Annotated in this window: 11 protein-coding genes and 3 rRNA genes; all 14 read left to right on the forward strand. The window is 67.0% G+C overall.

Going from position 1 to position 20,853, the window contains the following annotated elements:
• Nucleotides 1-18 precede the first annotated feature (18 nt).
• The 14 genes from SMD20_RS42295 to SMD20_RS42360 all read left to right on the forward strand — a co-directional run bounded on the left by SMD20_RS42295 (nucleotide 19) and on the right by SMD20_RS42360 (nucleotide 20,766).
• Entirely contained in the window at nucleotides 19-2,592 is a 2,574-nt protein-coding gene (locus SMD20_RS42295; RefSeq protein WP_442942571.1) for a valine--tRNA ligase, read from the forward strand.
• 451 nt (nucleotides 2,593-3,043) lie between these two features.
• Nucleotides 3,044-4,566: ribosomal RNA gene (locus tag SMD20_RS42300) — 16S ribosomal RNA — on the forward strand.
• A gap of 320 nt (nucleotides 4,567-4,886) precedes the next feature.
• Nucleotides 4,887-7,993 (forward strand): 23S ribosomal RNA (locus SMD20_RS42305).
• An 83-nt stretch (nucleotides 7,994-8,076) separates the two neighbouring features.
• Nucleotides 8,077-8,193 (forward strand): 5S ribosomal RNA (gene rrf / locus SMD20_RS42310).
• The 16S, 23S and 5S rRNA genes sit together here, the layout of an rRNA operon.
• A gap of 114 nt (nucleotides 8,194-8,307) precedes the next feature.
• Nucleotides 8,308-9,627 carry a bifunctional folylpolyglutamate synthase/dihydrofolate synthase gene (locus tag SMD20_RS42315; RefSeq protein WP_329592024.1) on the forward strand — a complete coding sequence of 440 codons (1,320 nt, stop codon included), beginning with the start codon at nucleotides 8,308-8,310 and terminating at the stop codon, nucleotides 9,625-9,627.
• Between the two features lie 70 nt (nucleotides 9,628-9,697).
• Nucleotides 9,698-10,039, forward strand: coding sequence for a DUF4233 domain-containing protein (locus tag SMD20_RS42320; protein ID WP_329592026.1), 342 nt, complete (start codon nucleotides 9,698-9,700; stop codon nucleotides 10,037-10,039).
• Nucleotides 10,040-10,050: 11 nt separating this feature from the next.
• Complete coding sequence (locus tag SMD20_RS42325; protein ID WP_329592028.1) at nucleotides 10,051-11,718, forward strand: hypothetical protein; 1,668 nt, start codon at nucleotides 10,051-10,053, stop codon at nucleotides 11,716-11,718.
• Between the two features lie 196 nt (nucleotides 11,719-11,914).
• Nucleotides 11,915-12,325, forward strand: a complete 411-nt coding sequence (ndk, locus tag SMD20_RS42330; protein ID WP_090773482.1) for a nucleoside-diphosphate kinase — start codon at nucleotides 11,915-11,917, stop codon at nucleotides 12,323-12,325.
• A gap of 330 nt (nucleotides 12,326-12,655) precedes the next feature.
• A complete protein-coding gene (locus tag SMD20_RS42335) occupies nucleotides 12,656-13,687 on the forward strand; it encodes a rod shape-determining protein (RefSeq protein ID WP_329592031.1) in 1,032 nt (343 codons plus the stop codon).
• On the forward strand, nucleotides 13,687-14,601 hold the full coding sequence (gene mreC, locus SMD20_RS42340; protein ID WP_329592033.1) for a rod shape-determining protein MreC: 915 nt from the start codon (nucleotides 13,687-13,689) through the stop codon (nucleotides 14,599-14,601). The genes SMD20_RS42335 and mreC overlap by 1 nt, the downstream gene beginning before the upstream one ends.
• 508 nt (nucleotides 14,602-15,109) lie before the next feature.
• Nucleotides 15,110-15,571, forward strand: a complete 462-nt coding sequence (gene mreD, locus SMD20_RS42345) for a rod shape-determining protein MreD (protein WP_329592035.1) — start codon at nucleotides 15,110-15,112, stop codon at nucleotides 15,569-15,571.
• Entirely contained in the window at nucleotides 15,568-17,613 is a 2,046-nt protein-coding gene (gene mrdA / locus SMD20_RS42350; protein WP_329592037.1) for a penicillin-binding protein 2, read from the forward strand. Before mreD ends, mrdA begins: the two co-directional genes overlap by 4 nt.
• Nucleotides 17,610-18,776, forward strand: a complete 1,167-nt coding sequence (gene rodA / locus SMD20_RS42355; RefSeq protein ID WP_329592039.1) for a rod shape-determining protein RodA — start codon at nucleotides 17,610-17,612, stop codon at nucleotides 18,774-18,776. Before mrdA ends, rodA begins: the two co-directional genes overlap by 4 nt.
• Nucleotides 18,777-18,855: 79 nt before the next feature.
• Nucleotides 18,856-20,766: a TIGR03960 family B12-binding radical SAM protein gene (locus SMD20_RS42360; protein WP_329592041.1), complete on the forward strand. Its 1,911-nt coding sequence runs from the start codon at nucleotides 18,856-18,858 to the stop codon at nucleotides 20,764-20,766.
• Nucleotides 20,767-20,853: the final 87 nt, after the last annotated feature.

The following is a 20,853-nucleotide window of genomic DNA, read 5'->3' on the forward strand; positions in this document are numbered from 1 at the left end:
TTCCTGCCCTCCCTAGAATTGGTCACTGTGACAACGCCAGAGCTGCCTACTCAATACACACCGGCCGACGTCGAGACCCGCAGCTACGAGCGCTGGGTATCCCGAGGCTACTTCGGCGCCGACCCGGGCAGCTCGCGCGAGCCGTACAGCATCGTCCTGCCCCCGCCCAACGTGACCGGCGTCCTGCACATCGGGCACGCGCTCGACCACTCCATCCAGGACGCGCTCACCCGCCGGGCCCGTATGCAGGGCCGCGAGACGCTGTGGGTGCCCGGCATGGACCACGCCGGCATCGCCACCCAGAACGTCGTGGAGCGCGAGCTGGCCAAGGAGGGCCTGTCCCGGCACGACCTCGGGCGCGAGGCGTTCGTCGAGCGGGTCTGGCAGTGGAAGGAGGAGTCCGGCGGCCGGATCCTCGGCCAGATGCGCAAGCTGGGCGACGGCGTCGACTGGTCGCGCGAGCGCTTCACCATGGACCCGGGCCTGTCGCGGGCCGTGCAGACCATCTTCAAGCGCCTGTTCGACGACGGCCTCATCTACCGCGCCGAGCGCATCATCAACTGGTGCCCGCGCTGCCACACCGCGCTGTCCGACATCGAGGTCGAGCACAGCGAGGACGAGGGCGAGCTCGTCTCGATCCGCTACTCCGACGACCTCGTGGTCGCCACCACCCGCGCCGAGACCATGCTGGGCGACACCGCGGTGGCCGTCCACCCCAACGACGAGCGCTACACCCACCTCGTCGGCACCATGGTCGAGCTGCCGCTCACCGGCCGCATGATCCCGGTGGTCGCCGACGAGCACGTCGACCCGGCCTTCGGCACCGGCGCGGTCAAGGTCACCCCGGCCCACGACCCCAACGACTTCGAGATCGGGCGGCGGCACTCGCTGCCGTCCATCACCGTCATGGACGAGCGTGGCATCATCACCGCGCACGGCCCGTTCGAAGGGCTCGACCGCTTCGAGGCCAGGCCCGCCGTCGTGGCCGCGCTGCGCGCCGAGGGCCGCATCGTCGCCGAGAAGCGCCCCTACCTGCACGCGGTCGGCCACTGCTCGCGCTGCAAGACCGTCGTCGAGCCGCGGTTGTCGCTGCAGTGGTTCGTCAACGTCTCGCCGCTGGCCAAGGCCGCCGGCGACGCCGTCCGCGACGGCCGCACCCGCATCCACCCGCCGGAGATGGCCAAGCGCTACTTCGACTGGGTGGACGACATGCACGACTGGTGCATCTCCCGCCAGCTCTGGTGGGGCCACCGCATCCCGGTCTGGTACGGCCCCGACGGCGAGGTCGTCTGCGTCGGCCCCGACGAGGACCCGCCCGCCGGCTACACCCAGGACTCCGACGTCCTCGACACCTGGTTCTCCTCCGGGCTGTGGCCGTTCTCCACGCTGGGCTGGCCCGACCACACGCCGGAGCTGGAGCGCTTCTACCCGACGTCCGTGCTCGTCACCGGTTACGACATCCTGTTCTTCTGGGTGGCCCGGATGATGATGTTCGGGCTCTACGCCATGGACGGCGAGCCGCCGTTCCGGGTCGTGGCACTGCACGGCATGGTCCGCGACCAGTACGGCAAGAAGATGTCCAAGTCGTTCGGCAACGTCGTCGACCCGCTCGACTGGGTCGAGCGCTTCGGCGCCGACGCCACCCGCTTCACGCTCCTGCGCGGCGCCAACCCCGGCGCTGACGTCGCGGTGAGCGAGGAGTGGGCGGCCGGCTCCCGCAACTTCTGCAACAAGATCTGGAACGCCACCCGCTTCGCGCTCATGAACGGCGCTGCCGTCGGCTCGCTCGACGGCGCCGACCTGACCGCGGCCGACCGGTGGATCCTGTCGCGGCTGCAGACCGTCATCGGGGCGGCGGACGCCGCACTGGAGGACTTCGAGTTCGCCAAGGCGGCCGACCTGCTCTACCACTTCGCGTGGGACGAGGTCTGCGACTGGTACCTCGAACTGGCCAAGATCCAGCTCGGCGAGGGGCTCGACCACACGCGGCTGGTGCTCGGCAACGTCTTCGACGCGCTGCTGCGGATGTTGCACCCGCTGGTGCCGTTCGTCACCGAGGAGCTGTGGCGGGCGGTCACGGGCGGCGAGTCGATCGTCGTGGCCCCGTGGCCGGTGCCCGACCCCCGCTACGCCGACCCCAAGGCCGAAGCCGAGATCGTCGCGCTGCAGGACCTCGTGACGGAGGTCCGCCGGTTCCGCTCCGACCAGGGGCTCAAGCCGGGTCAGAAGGTCGCGGCCCGGCTGGGGCTGGCCGGCACGCCGCTTGCGGCGCAGGAGACGGCCGCGCGAGTGCTGCTGCGGCTGACCGAGCCCGGCGAATCCTTCAACCCCACCGCGCGCCTGGAAGTGGGCGGGGTGAGCGTCGAGCTCGACACCGCCGGGGCCATCGACGTCGCGGCCGAGCGCAAGCGGCTGGAGAAGGATCTCGCCGTCGCGCGCAAGGAGGCCGCCCAGGTGGCCGCCAAGCTGGGCAACGAGCAGTTCATGGCCAAGGCACCCGACAACGTGGTCGCCAAGGTCAGGGGCAGGGCCGAGCAGGCCGCGGCCGACATCGCGAGGCTTGAGGCACAGCTGGCCACGCTGGGTGTTTGAACCTTCCGGACGCAGGGAAGGTCTATTCGTTACCGAAGAACGACCTTCCCTGCCCGTGAGGGCTGCTAGAGTTTTGTGTGTAGGGCGGTAGTGCCCTGCCACTCCTCACAACGAACCCCGACATTCGGGCTAGGTCCGACCAGGCGGTTGGACAAGCGCCGAAAGTTGGAGTAAGTTACGAGGGTTGCCTCGACGAGGGGCAAGTCCGGAAGCTCCCGGAACGGGCGGTTTGACAAGGATCGTCCGGATCTGGTAAACTGAAGGAGAAGCGAAGTGCGCCTCCGGCACCGGGACTCGAGAGAGTGTCCGGTGAGGAAGTACGCGTCCGTTTCTTGAGAACTCAACAGTGTGTTAAAAGCCAGTGCATGTGCATCACACATGTATGACCCCGTCATTTTTGACGGATTCTTGCTTGGATGATTCATCCGGACAAGCTGTATTACGCAGACATTGTTTGGAGAGTTTGATCCTGGCTCAGGACGAACGCTGGCGGCGTGCTTAACACATGCAAGTCGAGCGGAAAGGCCCTTCGGGGTACTCGAGCGGCGAACGGGTGAGTAACACGTGAGCAACCTGCCCCTGACTCTGGGATAAGCCCGGGAAACTGGGTCTAATACCGGATATGACCGCCTCCGGCATCGGATGGTGGTGGAAAGTTTTTCGGTTGGGGATGGGCTCGCGGCCTATCAGCTTGTTGGTGGGGTAGTGGCCTACCAAGGCGACGACGGGTAGCCGGCCTGAGAGGGCGACCGGCCACACTGGGACTGAGACACGGCCCAGACTCCTACGGGAGGCAGCAGTGGGGAATATTGCGCAATGGGCGGAAGCCTGACGCAGCGACGCCGCGTGGGGGATGACGGCCTTCGGGTTGTAAACCTCTTTCAGCAGGGACGAAGTTGACGTGTACCTGCAGAAGAAGCGCCGGCTAACTACGTGCCAGCAGCCGCGGTAATACGTAGGGCGCAAGCGTTGTCCGGAATTATTGGGCGTAAAGAGCTCGTAGGTGGCTGGTCGCGTCTGCCGTGAAAGCCCGCAGCTTAACTGCGGGTCTGCGGTGGATACGGGCCGGCTAGAGGTAGGTAGGGGCAAGTGGAATTCCTGGTGTAGCGGTGAAATGCGCAGATATCAGGAGGAACACCGGTGGCGAAGGCGGCTTGCTGGGCCTTACCTGACGCTGAGGAGCGAAAGCGTGGGGAGCGAACAGGATTAGATACCCTGGTAGTCCACGCTGTAAACGTTGGGCGCTAGGTGTGGGACCCTTCCACGGGTTCCGTGCCGGAGCTAACGCATTAAGCGCCCCGCCTGGGGAGTACGGCCGCAAGGCTAAAACTCAAAGGAATTGACGGGGGCCCGCACAAGCGGCGGAGCATGTTGCTTAATTCGACGCAACGCGAAGAACCTTACCAAGGTTTGACATCACCCGGACCGCTCCAGAGATGGGGCTTCCCTTTTGGGCTGGGTGACAGGTGGTGCATGGCTGTCGTCAGCTCGTGTCGTGAGATGTTGGGTTAAGTCCCGCAACGAGCGCAACCCTTGCTCCATGTTGCCAGCAACACCTTCGGGTGGTTGGGGACTCATGGGGGACTGCCGGGGTCAACTCGGAGGAAGGTGGGGATGACGTCAAGTCATCATGCCCCTTATGTCTTGGGCTGCAAACATGCTACAATGGCCGGTACAGAGGGTTGCGATACCGTGAGGTGGAGCGAATCCCTAAAAGCCGGTCTCAGTTCGGATTGGGGTCTGCAACTCGACCCCATGAAGTCGGAGTCGCTAGTAATCGCAGATCAGCAATGCTGCGGTGAATACGTTCCCGGGCCTTGTACACACCGCCCGTCACGTCACGAAAGTCGGCAACACCCGAAGCCCGTGGCCCAACCAGCTTGCTGGGGGGAGCGGTCGAAGGTGGGGCTGGCGATTGGGACGAAGTCGTAACAAGGTAGCCGTACCGGAAGGTGCGGCTGGATCACCTCCTTTCTAAGGAGCACTCTCACCCGTCACCACCGAGCGTGTGGTGGGGTGACAGCTCACTAGTGGAGCACTGGCTACTCGACCAGGCCTGGTCGTCTGCGCGCTAGTACCGCCCGTCTTCCTTCGGGGAGAACGGGAGTGGGAACGGGCGTCGAGAAGGCCGGGACTGGTCGGACACACTGTTGGGTCCTGAAGGAACGGGCACATTGGTTGCGCTCGTCTTCTTCGGAGCACAGGGCCACTGAAGCGTCAGAGAAGTCTCTCTGGTGTGGATGTGGTTGCTGTTTGTTGTTTGAGATTTGCATAGTGGACGCGAGCATCTTTGTGGCCAAGTTTTTAAGGGCACACGGTGGATGCCTTGGCATCAGGAGCCGATGAAGGACGTGGGAGGCTGCGTTAAGCCTCGGGGAGTCGCCAACCAGACGTTGATCCGGGGATGTCCGAATGGGGAAACCTAGCACCAGTCATGTGGTGTTGCCTCCGCCTGAATGTATAGGGCGGTTGGTGGTAACGCGGGGAAGTGAAACATCTCAGTACCCGTAGGAAGAGAAAACAAGAGTGATTCCGTGAGTAGTGGTGAGCGAAAGCGGATGAGGCTAAACCGGGCGTGTGTGATAGCCGGCAGGCGTTGCATGTCCGGGGTCGTGGGACCCGCCTGAAGTGGCTGCCGCTGCTTCGAGAAGTTATAAACCTTTGGGGTAGTTGAAAGCTCTGGGAAGGGCTGCCGTAGACCGTGAGAGCCGGGTAGACGAAACCTTGAAGGCTTCTGGAGGGGATCCCAAGTAGCACGGGGCTCGAGGAATCCTGTGTGAATCTGCCAGGACCACCTGGTAAGCCTAAATACTCCCTGATGACCGATAGTGCACGAGTACCGTGAGGGAAAGGTGAAAAGTGCCCCGGTGAGGGGTCGTGAAATAGTACCTGAAACCGTGTGCCTACAAGCCGTAGGAGCTTAGCTGGTCTTCGGATCGGCTGTGATGTGACTGCGTGCCTTTTGAAGAATGAGCCTGCGAGTTATGGTGTGTGGCGAGGTTAACCCGTGTGGGGGAGCCGTAGCGAAAGCGAGTCTGAATAGGGCGTTTGAGTCGCATGCTGTAGACCCGAAGCGGAGTGATCTACGCATGGGCAGGTTGAAGCTCAGGTAAGACTGGGTGGAGGACCGAACCCACCAGGGTTGAAAACCTGGGGGATGATCTGTGTGTAGGGGTGAAAGGCCAATCAAACTCCGTGATAGCTGGTTCTCCCCGAAATGCATTTAGGTGCAGCGTCGCGTGTTTCTTGCCGGAGGTAGAGCACTGGATGGCCGATGGGCCCGACAAGGTTACTGACGTCAGCCAAACTCCGAATGCCGGTAAGTGAGAGCGTGGCAGTGAGACTGCGGGCGATAAGGTTCGTAGTCGAGAGGGAAACAGCCCAGATCACCGACTAAGGCCCCTAAGCGTGTGCTAAGTGGGAAAGGATGTGGAGTCGCAGAGACAACCAGGAGGTTGGCTTAGAAGCAGCCACCCTTGAAAGAGTGCGTAATAGCTCACTGGTCAAGTGATTCTGCGCCGACAATGTAGCGGGGCTCAAGCACACCGCCGAAGTCGTGGCATTGATCCTTCTTTGGGAGGGTTGATGGGTAGGGGAGCGTCGTGCAGCCGGTGAAGCGGCAGAGTGATCTAGTCGTGGAGGCTGTGCGAGTGAGAATGCAGGCATGAGTAGCGAATCGAGGGTGAGAAACCCTCGCGCCGGATGACCAAGGGTTCCTGGGGCAGGCTAATCCGCCCAGGGTAAGTCGGGACCTAAGGCGAGGCCGACAGGCGTAGTCGATGGACAACGGGTTGATATTCCCGTACCCGCTTCAATGCGCCCATACTGAACCTCGTGATGCTAAGAGTCCTTAAGTCGGCCGGCCCTTCGGGGCGGGTGTCAGGCTGAACGCTCGGTCCGATCGGGTAGTAGGTAAGCGATGGGGTGACGCAGGAAGGTAGTCCAGCCCAGGCGATGGTTGTCCTGGGGTAAGCATGTAGCCGTGTTGTAGGCAAATCCGCAACACATGCAGGGTGAGATGTGATGCCGAGCCGATTGTGGTGAAGTGGATGATCCTATGCTGCCGAGAAAAGCCTCTAGTGAGTGTTGTGGCGGCCCGTACCCTAAACCGACTCAGGTGGTCAGGTAGAGAATACTAAGGCGATCGGGTGAACTGTGGTTAAGGAACTCGGCAAATTGCCCCCGTAACTTCGGGAGAAGGGGGACCTCTGCTGGTGATGGGCTTTGCGCCTGGAGCTGGTGGGGGTCGCAGTGGCCAGGGGGAAGCGACTGTTTACTAAAAAACAGGTCCGTGCGAAGTCGTAAGACGATGTATACGGACTGACGCCTGCCCGGTGCCGGAACGTTAAGGGGACCGCTTAGTCAGCGTGAGTTGGCGAAGGTGAGAACTTAAGCGCCGGTAAACGGCGGTGGTAACTATAACCATCCTAAGGTAGCGAAATTCCTTGTCGGGTAAGTTCCGACCTGCACGAATGGCGTAACGACTTCCCCGCTGTCTCAACCACAGACCCGGCGAAATTGCACTACGAGTAAAGATGCTCGTTTCGCGCAGCAGGACGGAAAGACCCCGGGACCTTCACTACAGCTTGACATTGGCGTTTGGAGCGTCTTGTGTAGGATAGGTGGGAGACTGGGAAGCTCGGACGCTAGTTCGGGTGGAGTCATTGGTGAAATACCACTCTGGTCGTTTTGAACGTCTAACTCTGGTCCGTGATCCGGATCGGGGACAGTGTCTGGTGGGTAGTTTAACTGGGGCGGTTGCCTCCTAAAGGGTAACGGAGGCGCCCAAAGGTTCCCTCAGCCTGGTTGGCAATCAGGTGTTGAGTGTAAGTGCACAAGGGAGCTTGACTGTGAGACTGACGGGTCGAGCAGGAGCGAAAGCTGGGACTAGTGATCCGGCATCGGCGTGTGGAAGCGGTGTCGCTCAACGGCTAAAAGGTACCCCGGGGATAACAGGCTGATCTTCCCCAAGAGTCCATATCGACGGGATGGTTTGGCACCTCGATGTCGGCTCGTCGCATCCTGGGGCTGGAGTAGGTCCCAAGGGTTGGGCTGTTCGCCCATTAAAGCGGTACGCGAGCTGGGTTTAGAACGTCGCGAGACAGTTCGGTCCCTATCCGCTGCGCGCGCAGGAGACTTGAAAGGGGCTGTCCCTAGTACGAGAGGACCGGGACGGACGAACCTCTGGTGTGCCAGTTGTATCGCCAGGTGCACGGCTGGTTGGCTACGTTCGGAAGGGATAACCGCTGAAAGCATCTAAGCGGGAAGCTCGCCTTGAGATGAGGTCTCCCACCCTGTGAGGGGGTAAGGCTCCCGGTAGACGACCGGGTTGATAGGCCGGAGGTGGAAGCGCGGTAACGTGTGGAGCTGACCGGTACTAATAGGCCGAGGACTTGACCACAAAGCATACTTTCTAGTTTTTGCTCGCGTCCACTAGGCAATTCTGAGACTGCAAACACTGTGTGTTTGTTTGTTTCGGAGGGTTACGGCGGTTATGGCGGGAAGGAAACACCCGGTTACATTCCGAACCCGGAAGTTAAGCTTCTCTGCGCCGATGGTACTGCACTCGGGAGGGTGTGGGAGAGTAGGTCACCGCCGGACAATCTTTATATGGAGGGCCCTGACGCCTCGCGTCGGGGCCCTTCTGCATTTCTGGGATGCCGCGGGGAGCGGGGCGTGGCTGGAAGCGGTGTGAGCAGTCAGTAGGGTTGAGGTGTGGATTATCGTGCCGTCGAACGCGCGATCTTGGAGCGCGGCGTCGAGTGGGACTTCGAGCCGACGCTGGACAGGATCGCGGCCCTGCTGGACCTGCTCGGCTCACCGCAGCGGGCGTACCCGGTCATACACATCGCCGGCACCAACGGCAAGACGAGCACCGCGCGGCTGACCGAGGCGCTGCTCAAGGAGCGCAACCTGCGGGTGGGGCGGTTCACCAGCCCTCACCTGGTGTCCATGCGCGAGCGGATCACCGTCGACGGCGAGCCGCTCAGCGAGGAGCGCTTCGCGCAGGTTTACGAGGAGATCATCCCGTACGTCGAGCTTGCTGACACCCAGGGCCGGCGCATCCAGTTCTTCGAGCTGCTGACGGCCATGGCGTTCGCCGCGTTCGCCGACACGCCTGTGGACGTCGCGGTCATCGAGACCGGCATGGGCGGATCGTGGGACGCCACCAATGTCGCCGACGGCACCGTGTGCGTGATCACTCCTATCTCCCTCGATCACACCGACCGGCTCGGGCCCGACATCCCCAGCATCGCCGGGGAGAAGGCGGGCATCATCAAGCCCGGCGCCACCGCGATCCTGGCCCAGCAGGAGCTGGCCGCGGCCGAGGTGCTGATGCGGCGCTCGGCCGAGGTGGGCGCGGTCGTGGCGCGCGAAGGGCTGGAGTTCGGGGTGATGAGCCGCGAGGTCGCCATCGGCGGGCAGCTGCTCACCCTGCGCGGCCTCAAGGGCGTCTACGACGAGGTCTACCTGCCGCTGTACGGCGCTCACCAGGCGGGCAACGCGGTGTGCGCCCTGGCCGCCGTCGAGGCGCTGACGGGCGGCGACGACCCGCTCGACGCCGACCTCGTACGTCAGGCCTTCGCGCAGGCGTCCTCGCCGGGGCGCATGGAGGTCGTACGCCGCACTCCGACGGTCGTCATCGACGCGGCCCACAACCCCGGCGGCATGCAGGCGACGCTGGAGGGGCTGCACGAGGCGTTCGACTTCGCCAAGGTCATCGGCGTGGTCGCGGTCATGCGCGACAAGGACGTCGAGGGCCTGCTGGAGCTTCTTGAGCCGATGGTGGATGAGATCGTCGTCACGCGTAACTCCTCGCCCAGGTCGTTGACCGCGGACGAGCTGGCGGCGCTGGCCGAGCCGATCTTCGGCGAGGAGCGGGTGCATGTGGAGGACCGGCTGGACGACGCCATCGACAAGGGCATCGGCATCGCCGACGCCGAGGGGGAGTTCAGCGGCACCGGCGTGCTGATCACGGGATCTGTCGTCACGGCGGGGGACGCGCGGCGGCTGCTGAAGGCGGACGGCGTCTGATGAGCGGATGCGACGCGTCGGGCGCTCTGGGCGTACCAGCCCGGTTGATGAGGATGAAGGGGGGTTCGGGATGAGCTTTCAGGTGACGCCGGGCATGCGCAGGCTCGGCGCCAGCGTGCTCGGGATGGAGGCGATCGTCGCCGGGTTGATCACGCCGGTAGCGATCGTCGTCGGCAAGGTCGCGCCCGCGCTGGCGGTGACCGTCGGGATCGGGCTGGCCGTGCTGTGCGTGGTCGCCGCAGGCCTGCTCAAGAAGCCGGTCGGCTACCTGCTCGGCAGCGTCGTCCAGGTGCTGGCGATCGCGAGCGGGTTCCTGGTGACGTCCATGTTCTTCCTCGGGGCGATCTTCGCGGCACTGTGGATCACCGCGATTATGGTCGCTCGCCGTGTCGAGGGCGCTACTACCCGCTAAAGTCGGCCTACATGGCCGTCCCCCCGATCCAGCGGTCGCTCCGTTCGGTTGCGCCCGGAAACAGCTGGTTGCTCGACACTCTGCTCGGGCTGCTGGTCGTCTGCGCGCTGCCGCTGGCGATCATCACCATCCCCAACACGCTCTCCGTCGTCGCGAGGCTGCTGCCCGCCGACATCGATCAGGTCGGGCTCATGCGTACGCACGGGCTCGCCCTGCCTGTGCTCATGCTGACCGTGCCGCTCGCGGCGGTGGCGTTGCGGCGGGTTCCTGCCGCGCATCTCATGCTCGCCGGGCTGGCGCTGGTCGCGCTGTCCGACGCGGCGGGCGGCTATGCGGTCAGCGAGCTCCTCGTCGGCGCCGTACGCGTGCTGCGGGGCGTCGGGTGCGGGCTGCTCGTGCCCGCCACGCTGGTCGCGGTCTGGCCGCGTACGCCGGTGCTTCGCGGTCTGTGGGCAGGGACGTTCAGTCTGAGTCTGCTCACGGCGCAGGCGCTGGCGCTGTGGCCGCTGGACGCGGTCAGCAGCTGGAAGGTGACGTTGCAGCCGTATCCGCTGGTGACGGGGGTCGCGCTGGGAGTGGCGGCGGCGTACCTGCTGGCCTGGATGTTGCTCGGCCGGCCCGAGGCTCCCGCTTTCGAGGTGGGCGAGCGTGGCCGGCTGCTGCTGTGCGTCGTTCTGGCGCTCGGGATCGCCGTGGTGGCGATCAGCACGGCTTCGGCGGGCTGGCGGGCGCCTCCGGTGGTGCTGCTGGCGGCCACGGCCGTCTTCGGGCTGCTTGCGCTGGCGTCGATCGGCCCGGTGGAGAGCAGGCGGGCCGCGTACGTGCTGGTGGCCGTGGGGGTGGTGCTGCTGCCGAGCGCGGCTCAGGTGACGCTGGTGGAGATGGGTGGGCTCGGCGGGCCGGGGTTGCGGGGGCTGTGGATCCCCTACGGGATCGCGGGGGCGCTGGCGATCGGCGCGGCGGTGGCCGTTCGGCTGTACGCGGTCGGCGCCGGGAGATGGCTGGCGCCGCTGGGGCTGCTGTCCATGGTGGTGGGGTTGTGCTCGGTCCGGCTGGTGGTGCCGTCGGCCGATGGGATGGTGCTGGCGGTGCCGTTCACGTTGCTCGCGGTGGGGGCGGCGGTGGCCCTGACGGCGACGCTGCAGGAGGTCGGGATCGGGGCGGCGGCGTTCGGGCTGTCGTTGTGCGTGGCAGGGGTGCTGGCCGGGTTCCTGCTGGGGACCGGGGTGCAGATGGCGCTGCTGGACGGGGTCCGGTCGGCGCAGGAGCTGGTCGACAAGTTCGTGGGGGCGTTGCACTGGTGGGCGCTCATCGGCGGGTTCCTGCTGGTGGCCGTCATCGTGCTCGCGGCGGTGCTGGCGCGGCGGCCGGAGGGCGACGACGGAGGTGAACGGGCCCTCGAGGATGTTCTGCTCGTAACGGCTGCCCAGGACGACCCGGGTCGAGGAAGCGAGGCCGTTGACTGCGCCGGCGAGCGGCGGAAGTGGGGAGACGCCCTCGCCGCCGGGGATGGTCCTGGCCGGGACGAGGGCGAGGAGCCCGACGCGGGCGCGCCTGAAGGTGTTCGGTCCGTGCCGGACGGGCGTGCGATCGCCGAGCCGGAGGGCGAGCCCGAGGAGGGGCGCGTACCCGCCGTTCCGCCTCAGGCGAAGTCGCCCGAGGACGACCGTGCCCCGTAGACGGCGCCGTCCGGTCTCCACGGCGGCCCGCAGGGTCGGGGCGGGATCGCCCGTCCGAAACGAGGGTGCGGGCCCGGGACGGTAAGCTGAGGCCCGGCTACGGCGACGTCCGGGCCCGTGCCCGGCCGAGGCGTCCTCGCGATGAGGCCGGGGCGCCGGTAGCCGCGACCCCATTCTGTTCGAAGGAGAACTCCAAGTGTCCGAGCGCACTCTTGTCCTGATCAAGCCCGACGGAGTGAAGCGTGGCCTCATCGGTGACGTGATCGCCCGTGTGGAGCGCAAGGGCCTCAAGGTCGTGGCGATGGACCTGCGCACCCTCGACGCCGACACCGCCAAGGCGCACTACGCCGAGCACTCCGAGCGGCCGTTCTTCGGTGAGCTCGTCGAGTTCATCACGTCGGGGCCGCTCGTCGCCCTGGTGCTGGAGGGCCCCCGCGCCGTCGAGGCCTTCCGCGCGCTGGCCGGCGCCACCGACCCGGTGAAGTCCGCCCCCGGCACGATCCGCGGCGACCACGCCCTGGAGATCGGCGAGAACGTCGTCCACGGCTCCGACTCGCCCGAGTCCGCCGCCCGGGAGATCAAGATCTTCTTCCCGGACCGCTTCTAACTACCTCGCCCTTACCGTCCCTTTCCGAGGGCGGCAGGGAGCTCCCGCGCCCGCACAGCGCTGCACGCTGTGCGGGCGCCCGTGTTTTTGTCGGTGGTCTCGCGTAGCGTGTGCCGCGAGAGTTGCCAGATGCCATGTGGGGTTTTTGGAACGGTCCAGTGAGCGTTCGGGCGTTATGCGACAGTCTGGGCAAAATTGCTGTTGAGCTTGGGGCTGGAGATTTTTGACGGGCGCGGCGGCTCGTTGCACTCATCGGTGGGTACGTCACGTTACGATTCGAATTCAATCCGTAGTCATTCGCGAACGACGTTACGGAGGGCTCCGTTCCCCATGGGCAGCAAGCTCGCGTTCCTCGGCCGTGACATGGCGGTCGACCTCGGAACCGCCAACACACTGGTCTATGTCCGTGGCCGCGGCATCGTGCTCAACGAGCCGTCAGTCGTCGCGATCAACACCACCACGGGGAAGATCGTGGCGGTCGGCATCGAGGCCAAGCGCATGATCGGCCGCACGCCCGGCAACATCGTGGCCGTCCGGCCGTTGAAGGACGGCGTGATCGCCGACTTCGACGTCACCGAGCGCATGTTGCGATATTTCATTCAGAGGGTGCACAAACGGCGCCACTTCGCCAAGCCCCGGATCATCATCGCCGTGCCGAGCGGCATCACCAGCGTCGAGCAGCGCGCGGTGAAAGAAGCCGGCTACCAGGCCGGGGCACGGAAGGTCTACATCGTCGAGGAGCCCATGGCGGCCGCGATCGGCGCCGGGCTGCCGGTGCACGAGCCCACCGGCAACATGGTCGTCGACATCGGCGGGGGCACCACCGAGGTGGCGATCATCTCGATGGGCGGCCTCGTCACCAGCCAGTCGATCCGCATCGGCGGCGACGAGCTCGACCAGGCGGTCATCGCGTTCGCCAAGAAGGAGTTCTCGCTCATGCTCGGCGAGCGCACCGCCGAGGAGATCAAGATGGCGATCGGCTCGGCCTGCCCCAACGACGAGGAGCTGCACGCGGAGATCCGCGGGCGCGACCTCGTCAGCGGGCTGCCGAAGACGATCATCGTCTCCGGTGAGGAGATCAGGAAGGCGATCGAGGAGCCGGTCAACGCGATCGTCGACGCGGTCAAGACCACGCTCGACAAGTGCCCGCCCGAGCTGTCCGGCGACATCATGGACCGCGGCATCGCGCTCACCGGCGGCGGCGCTCTGCTCAAGGGCCTCGACGAGCGGGTCAAGGCCGAGACGGGCATGCCGGTCCACCTCGTCGAGAACGCCCTCGACTCGGTGGCCATCGGCTCCGGCAAGTGCGCCGAGGACTTCGAGGCGCTGCAGGAGGTCCTGGTGCCGGAGTCACGGCACTGATGAGGGACTCGCGCCGGGGCCGGCTGATCCTCGGAGTGCTGCTGACGGCGGCGCTGGTCATCCTGACCGTCGATCATCGCACCGGCGAGAGCTCGCCGCTGCGCCCGCTCCGCGCCGTCGGAGCCTGGGTCTTCGGGTCGGCCGAGCAGCTCGGGGGCGGGGTGGTGCGTCCGGTCACCACGTTCGTGCAGGCCTTGTTCACCGCGCCGGCGGCGCAGGAGCGGATCAAGGCGCTGACGGAGGAGAACGCCCGGCTGCGGACCGGGATGCTGACCGGCAGGCTCGACGCCGCCCGCTCCAGCGAGCTGAAGAAGCTGCTGGGGCTGGCGGGAGTCGGCGGATACAAGATCGTCACCGGCAATGTGGTCGCGCGGCGAGGCCAGCCGGGGTTCGAGGACACCGTGCAGATCGACATCGGCAGCGCCGACGGGGTGCAGCCGGAGATGACCGTGCTCAACGGCGACGGGCTGGTGGGGCGGGTCATCCACGCCTCCACAACCAGCTCGACGGTGCTGCTGATCAGCGATCCGGCTTCGGCGGCGGGCGCGCGGCTGGAGGGCGGCAAGGAGATCGGCGTCGTCCACGGGGTGGGCGAGTACGGAAGGCTCGTGCAGTTCCGGCTGCTCGACTCCACCGCGCCGCTGGTGCGGGGCGGGCGGATCGTCAGCTTCGGGTCGCAGAACGGGCGGCCGTACGTGCCGGGGGTGCCGGTCGGGGTGATCGAGAGGGTCGAGTCCACGCCCGGAGAGCTGACGCGCATCGCCTACGCGCGGCCGTTCGCGGATCTGACGGCGCTGGACGCGGTCGGTGTGGTGGTCGAGGCGCCGAAGAGGGACCCCCGTGACGCGGTGCTGCCCGCCAAGGAGGGGGGCGCGGTGACGCGGACGCCTACGCGCCGAGGGGGGTCACGGTGATGCGGGCGCCAGTGTGCGGAGGGCGGGGCGTGGGGGCGCGGGCCCGGGCGTCTGTGCGTGGGACGCGGGGCGTGGGGACGAAGGTCCGGGTTCCTGTGCGGGGCGTGGAGGCGCGGGTCAGGGGTTCTGTGTGTGGGCTGCAGGGCGTGGGGATGAGGGTCCGGGTTCCTGTGCGGGGCATGGGGGCGCGGGTCCGGGGTCCTGTGTGTGGGGTGTGGTGCTCGAAGGCGCGAGCCCGGGTGTCTGTGTGTGGGGTGCGGTCCCTGGCGGCGCGTGTCCGGGGGCCTGTGCGGCGAGGGCGAGTTGTGGTGCGGGCGCCCTGCACGCGGGAGGCGGGCCGTGGTGCGGGTGCCTTTGCACGTGAGGTGGGCCGTGGTGTGGGTGCCTGTGTGCGGGAGGTGGGTCGTAGCGGTGCCGGCCTCGGCTTGCAGGGGCCGGTGGTGCGGGCGTCTGCGCGCCGAGGGTGGGTCGTGGTGATCAGGGGGCTGGGGCACGAGGAGGGGTCGCGGTGATCGGAGGACTGTGCGTGCTGCTGGCGCTGCTGGTGCAGGTCATGCTGGTCAACCGGCTGCCGTTGCCTGGCGGGGGAGCGCCTGACCTGGTGCTGCTGGCCGTGATCGGGGCGGCACTGGCGCGCGGGGCGGTGCCGGGGGCGGTGCTCGGGTTCTTCGCCGGGCTGGTGGTGGACATCGCGCCGCCGGGCGCCCATCTGGTCGGGCAGTACGCGTTCGTGCTGGCGCTGGTCGGCTACGTGGCCGGGCGGGGCGCGGGCGGCCCGGTGACCACTGTGGTGCTGTGCGTGCTGCTGGCGCCGCTGCTGGCCGTGGGCGTCAACCTGCTGATCGGGGACTCCCGGGTGACGTTGGCCACGTTGACCGGGGAGGTGCCCGTCACCATCGTCTACACGCTGCTCGTGTCCCCTGTCGTCATCTGGCTGGCCACCCGCGGCGAGCCGAGGTACTCGACATGATCAGGATGCGGACCCGGCTGCTGGTGCTGCACGTGCTGGTGCTGACGCTGCTCGTGGTGCTGGTCGGGCGGCTCTACCAGGTGCAGGTGGTGCACGGGCAGGAGTTCGTGACGCGGGCGACGGAGACCAGGACGCGCACGGTGATCGTGCCGGCCGTGCGCGGGCAGATCCTCGACTCCTCCGGGCGGCCGCTGGTGCGCAACCGTACGGCGCTGGTCGTGTCCGTGGACCGGGCGCTGCTGTCCAGGACGCCGGACGGCGGGCTGAAGGTGCTGACCAAGCTGTCGCAGGTGCTCGGGAGGCCGGTGCAGGAGCTGCAGCGGAAGATCACGCCGTGCGGGCCGAAGGTGCCGAAGCCGTGCTGGACGGGGTCGCCCTACCAGCCGGTGCCGCTGGACGAGAAGGTGGACACCCGGGAGGCGCTGCAGATCCTGGAGCGCCAGGAGGAGTTCCCCGGGGTGACGGCGGAGATCCACTCGGTGCGGCAGTACCCGGGCGGCCGGGCGGGCGCGCAGATGCTGGGCTACCTGCAGCCGGTCACCGAGGAGGAGCTGGAGAAGCGCGAAGGGCTCAAGGCGGCCTTTTCCGGCGTCGACCTGGCCGGGCGCGACGGGCTGGAGTACGTCTACGACGACGCGCTGCGCGGCAAGGCCGGGCTGCGCCGGGTGCAGGTCGACCGGATGGGCAAGGCGCTCGGGGTGGAGGACCAGGTCACGCCCGTTCCCGGGGACCATCTGGTGACCAGCATCGACTCCCGCATCCAGGCGGTGACCGAGAGGGCCCTCGCCAGGGCCATGAAGTCCGCGCCGCAGGCCGACGGCGGGGCCGCGGTGGTGCTCGACGCGCGGAGCGGCAGGGTGGCGGCGCTGGCCAGCCAGCCCAACTACGATCCGGAGATCTGGGGCGGCGGAATCTCGGCGCGCGGCTACCAGCGGCTGATGTCGGAGAAGTCGGGCAAGCCGTTGGTGTCTCGGGCGATCAACGGGCAGTTCGCGCCCGGTTCGACGTTCAAGATCTCGTCGGTGACGTCGATGTTGCGGGCCGGCTATCCGCTGAACGGCACCTACGACTGCTCGGGGTCGTACAACGTGGGCGGGCGGGCCTTCAACAACTTCCGCGGCATCGGGCTGGGCCCGATGAACCTGCACACGGCGCTGGTGAAGTCGTGCGACACGATTTTCTACCGGGCCGCGTACGAGCAGTACCTCAAGGACGGTGGGCGTTATCCGAAGAAGACGCCGAAGGAGATCTTCGCGAACACGGCCAGGGCGTTCGGGTTCGGCCGGCCGACCGGTGTCGACCTGCCCGGCGAGTCCGGGGGCCGCATTCCCGACCGGGCGTGGAAGAAGAGCCTCTGGAACCAGACCAACGCGGTCACCTGCGAGCGCTCGCGCAAGGGCTATCCGGAGGTCAAGGACCGCGCGCGGGCGGAGTTCCTGAAGCGGCTGGCGCTGGAGAACTGCACGGAGGGGTTCCTGCTGCGGCCCGGCGACTCGGCCAACTTCTCCATCGGGCAGGGCGACGTGCTGGTGACGCCGATGCAGCTCGCGCGGGCCTACATGGCGCTGGTCAGCGACGGGAAGCTGCGCAGCCCGCGCATCGGCTGGGCGCAGGTGCGGCCTGACGGCAAGGTGGTCAGGACCATCCCCGTGCCGGTGGTCGGCAAGCTGCCGCTGAGCGAGAAGGAGCGGCACTACATCAAGAACGCGCTCAGCCAGGTCGCCCAGGACGGCACCGCGGCCGGAGCGTTCGCCGGTTTCCCGATGGACAAGGTGCGCGTGGGCGGCAAGACCGGCACCGCGGAGGTGTGGGGCAAGCAGGACACCTCGTGGTTCGCCTCGTTCGCGCCGACGAAGAACCCGCAGTACGTCGTGGTCGTCATGGTCTCCCAGGGCGGGATGGGCGCGCAGACCGCGGCGCCCGCCGCACGTGAGATCTACGAGGGCATTTACGGCATCCAACGGACCCCGGCCGTGCCCGGGGGCAGGCTCACCACCAAGCTGCCGGTCTTCCGGCCCGACGGAACGGTGGCGCCGCGATGACCGCCCGTACCGCCGCCGTCCAGCGGCCCTCGCTGCTGCGCCGGCTCATGCAGGAGAACTCCGCGGTCCGCAGGCTCGACGGGCTCATGCTGGTGGCGGTCGCCGGGCTGTGCGTGATCGGCACGCTGCTGGTGTGGTCGTGCACCAGGACCTGGGCGCCCGGCTCCACCGGCCTGGTGAAGAAGCACATGCTCAACGAGGCCATCGGCGTGGTGCTGTGCGCCATGGTGGCGACCGTCGATCACCGGGCGATGCGGGCGTACGCGCCGCTGGTGTTCTTCGTGTCGCTGGTCGGGCTGGGGCTGGTGATCACGCCGCTGGGCGCGACGATCAACGGCTCGCACTCGTGGATCCTGCTCGGCGGCGGCTTCGCGGTGCAGCCGTCGGAGTTCGCCAAGGTGGGGCTGCTGCTGATCATCGCCATGCTGCTGGCGCAGCCGGCGGAGGGCACCGATCGGCCGCGCGGGCTCGACGTGATGCTGGCGATCCTGGCGGCGGTGATCGCGATGGGGCTGGTGATGCTCCAGCCCGACCTCGGCACGGCCATGGTGCTGGCGGTGATCACGGCGGCCGGGTTGGTCCTCGGGGGCGTGCGCAAACGGGTCATCGCGGGGCTGGTGGCCACCGCCGCGCTGGGGATCTTCTCGGTGTTCTACTTCCAGTTGCTGGAGCCGTACCAGGTGGCGCGGTTCACGGCGTTCGTCGATCCGAGCGTCGATCCGCGCGGAGTGGGATACAACGCGACGCAGTCGCTGATCGCCATCGGGTCGGGGCAGCTGCTCGGCAAGGGGCTGCTCGGCGGCGGGCAGACGACCGGGCGGTTCGTGCCCGAGCAGCACACGGACTTCATCTTCACGGTGGCGGGCGAGGAGTTCGGCTTCCTCGGGTCGGCCGCGGTCGTGGTGCTGCTCGGGGTGGTGCTGGTGCGCGGGCTGCGCATCGCCCGCAAGTGCGAGGACCGGTTCGGGACGCTGGTCGCGGGCATGATCGTGTGCTGGTTCGGCTTCCAGACGTTCGTCAACGTCGGCATGACGATCGGCATCATGCCGATCACCGGGCTGCCCCTGCCGTTCGTGTCCTACGGCGGCACGGCCACGTTCGCCAACCTGATCGCGATCGGGCTGCTGCAGGCCATCAAGGTGCGAGGTCAGTCGTTCCTCTGACCGGCCGCGGGCGGCGCTGACCGGGCGTGAGCGCGCTTGCCGGATTTGCCACCGCCCCGGCCCCGCTACCCTTGACGGTATGCCTGTCGAGTCGATTTTCCACCGCCTGGAAGCGCTGCTGCCCAAGGTGCAGAAGCCCATCCAGTACGTCGGAGGTGAGCTCAACTCGACCGTCAAGGACTGGGACTCCGCCGATGTGCGATGGGCGTTGATGTACCCGGACGCCTATGAGGTCGGGCTGCCCAACCAGGGCGTGGCGATCCTCTACGAGATTCTCAACGAGCTGCCCGGCACGCTCGCCGAGCGCACCTACGCCGTCTGGCCCGACCTGGAGGCCCTCATGCGGGCCGAGGGCGTGCCACAGTTCACCGTCGACGCGCACCGCCCGGTGCGTGCCTTCGACCTGCTCGGCGTGTCGTTCTCGACCGAGCTCGGCTACACCAACCTGCTGACCGCGCTCGATCTGGCCGGCATCCCGCTGGAGGCCGCAGACCGGGGCGAGGACGATCCGATCGTCGTCGCGGGCGGCCACGCGGCCTTCAACCCCGAGCCGATCGCGGCCTTCGTCGACGCGGCCGTGCTGGGCGACGGCGAGCAGATCTCCATCGCCATCAGCGAGGTCGTGCGCGAGTGGAAGGGCGAGGGCAGGCCCGGCGGCCGTGACGAGCTGCTGATGCGGCTCGCCGAGTCCGGCGGCGTCTACGTGCCCAAGTTCTACGACGTCGACTATCACCCGGACGGGCGCATCAAGCGGGTCGCGCCCAACCGTCCCGACGTGCCGTGGCGGGTCCACAAGCACACGGTGATGGACCTCGACGAGTGGCCCTATCCGAAGAAACCACTGGTCCCGCTGGCCGAGACCGTGCATGAGCGGTTCAGCGTGGAGATCTTCCGCGGCTGCACCCGCGGCTGCCGGTTCTGCCAGGCGGGCATGATCACCCGCCCGGTGCGCGAGCGGTCCATCACCACGATCGGGGCGATGGTCGACAACGGCATCAAGGAGTCTGGTTTCAACGAGGTCGGCCTGCTGTCGCTGTCGTCGGCCGACCACTCCGAGATCGCCGAGGTCGCCAAGGGACTGGCCGACCGCTACGAGGGCACCAACACCTCGCTGTCGCTGCCCTCGACACGGGTCGACGCGTTCAACATCGACCTGGCCAACGAGTTCTCCAGGAACGGCCGGCGCTCGGGCCTGACTTTCGCCCCGGAGGGCGGCTCGGAGCGGATGCGCAAGGTGATCAACAAGATGGTCACCGAGGAAGACCTCATCCGCACCGTCACCACCGCCTACTCGCAGGGGTGGCGGCAGGTGAAGCTCTACTTCATGTGCGGCCTGCCCACCGAGCAGGACGAGGACGTGCTCGGCATCGCCGACCTGGCCAAGAAGGTCATCAAGGCCGGTCGTGAGGCCACCGGCAGCAGAGACATCCGCTGCACGGTCTCCATCGGCGGGTTCGTGCCCAAGCCGCACACGCCGTTCCAGTGGGCCGGGCAGGCCGACCACGAGACCGTCGACCGGCGGCTCAAGGCACTGCGTGACTCGCTGCGCGGCGACAAGGAATACGGCCGGGCCATCGGCTTCCGCTACCACGACGGCAAACCCTCGATCGTGGAGGGCCTGCTGTCGCGCGGCGACCGCCGGATCGGCGCGGTCATCCGGGCCGTCTGGGAGGACGGCGGCCGGTTCGACGGCTGGAGCGAGCACTTCTCCTACGAGCGCTGGATGGCCGCGGCGGACAAGGCCGGGATCGACGTCGACTGGTACACCACCCGCGAGCGGGAGGAGAACGAGGTCCTGCCGTGGGACCACCTCGACGCCGGCCTCGACCGCGAATGGTTGTGGCAGGACTGGCAGGAGGCCGTCTCCGGCGGCGAGGTCGAGGACTGCCGCTGGACGCCGTGCTACGACTGCGGCGTCTGCCCCACCATGGGCACCGAGATCCAGATCGGTCCGACGGGACGGAAGCTCCTTCCGCTCACCGTGGTCTAGCGCGCTCAGTGGGCGAGCCGTGCCTCGTTGTACACGTCCATACACCGGGGCGGCTTATCCTGAATGAAGGAACTCTTACAAGGGAAG

Source organism: Nonomuraea sp. LP-02 (assembly GCF_036289125.1).
GTDB classification, from domain to species: domain Bacteria; phylum Actinomycetota; class Actinomycetes; order Streptosporangiales; family Streptosporangiaceae; genus Nonomuraea; species Nonomuraea bangladeshensis.

Bases quoted from the DNA above. Each gene is read 5' to 3' on its own strand.
- SMD20_RS42320 (WP_329592026.1), top strand. From the start codon at position 9,698: ATGAGCTTTCAGGTGACGCCGGGCATGCGCAGGCTCGGCGCCAGCGTG.
- SMD20_RS42325 (WP_329592028.1), top strand. From the start codon at position 10,051: ATGGCCGTCCCCCCGATCCAGCGGTCGCTCCGTTCGGTTGCGCCCGGA.
- SMD20_RS42335 (WP_329592031.1), top strand. From the start codon at position 12,656: ATGGGCAGCAAGCTCGCGTTCCTCGGCCGTGACATGGCGGTCGACCTC.
- mreC (WP_329592033.1), top strand. From the start codon at position 13,687: ATGAGGGACTCGCGCCGGGGCCGGCTGATCCTCGGAGTGCTGCTGACG.
- mrdA (WP_329592037.1), top strand. From the start codon at position 15,568: ATGATCAGGATGCGGACCCGGCTGCTGGTGCTGCACGTGCTGGTGCTG.
- rodA (WP_329592039.1), top strand. From the start codon at position 17,610: ATGACCGCCCGTACCGCCGCCGTCCAGCGGCCCTCGCTGCTGCGCCGG.
- SMD20_RS42360 (WP_329592041.1), top strand. From the start codon at position 18,856: ATGCCTGTCGAGTCGATTTTCCACCGCCTGGAAGCGCTGCTGCCCAAG.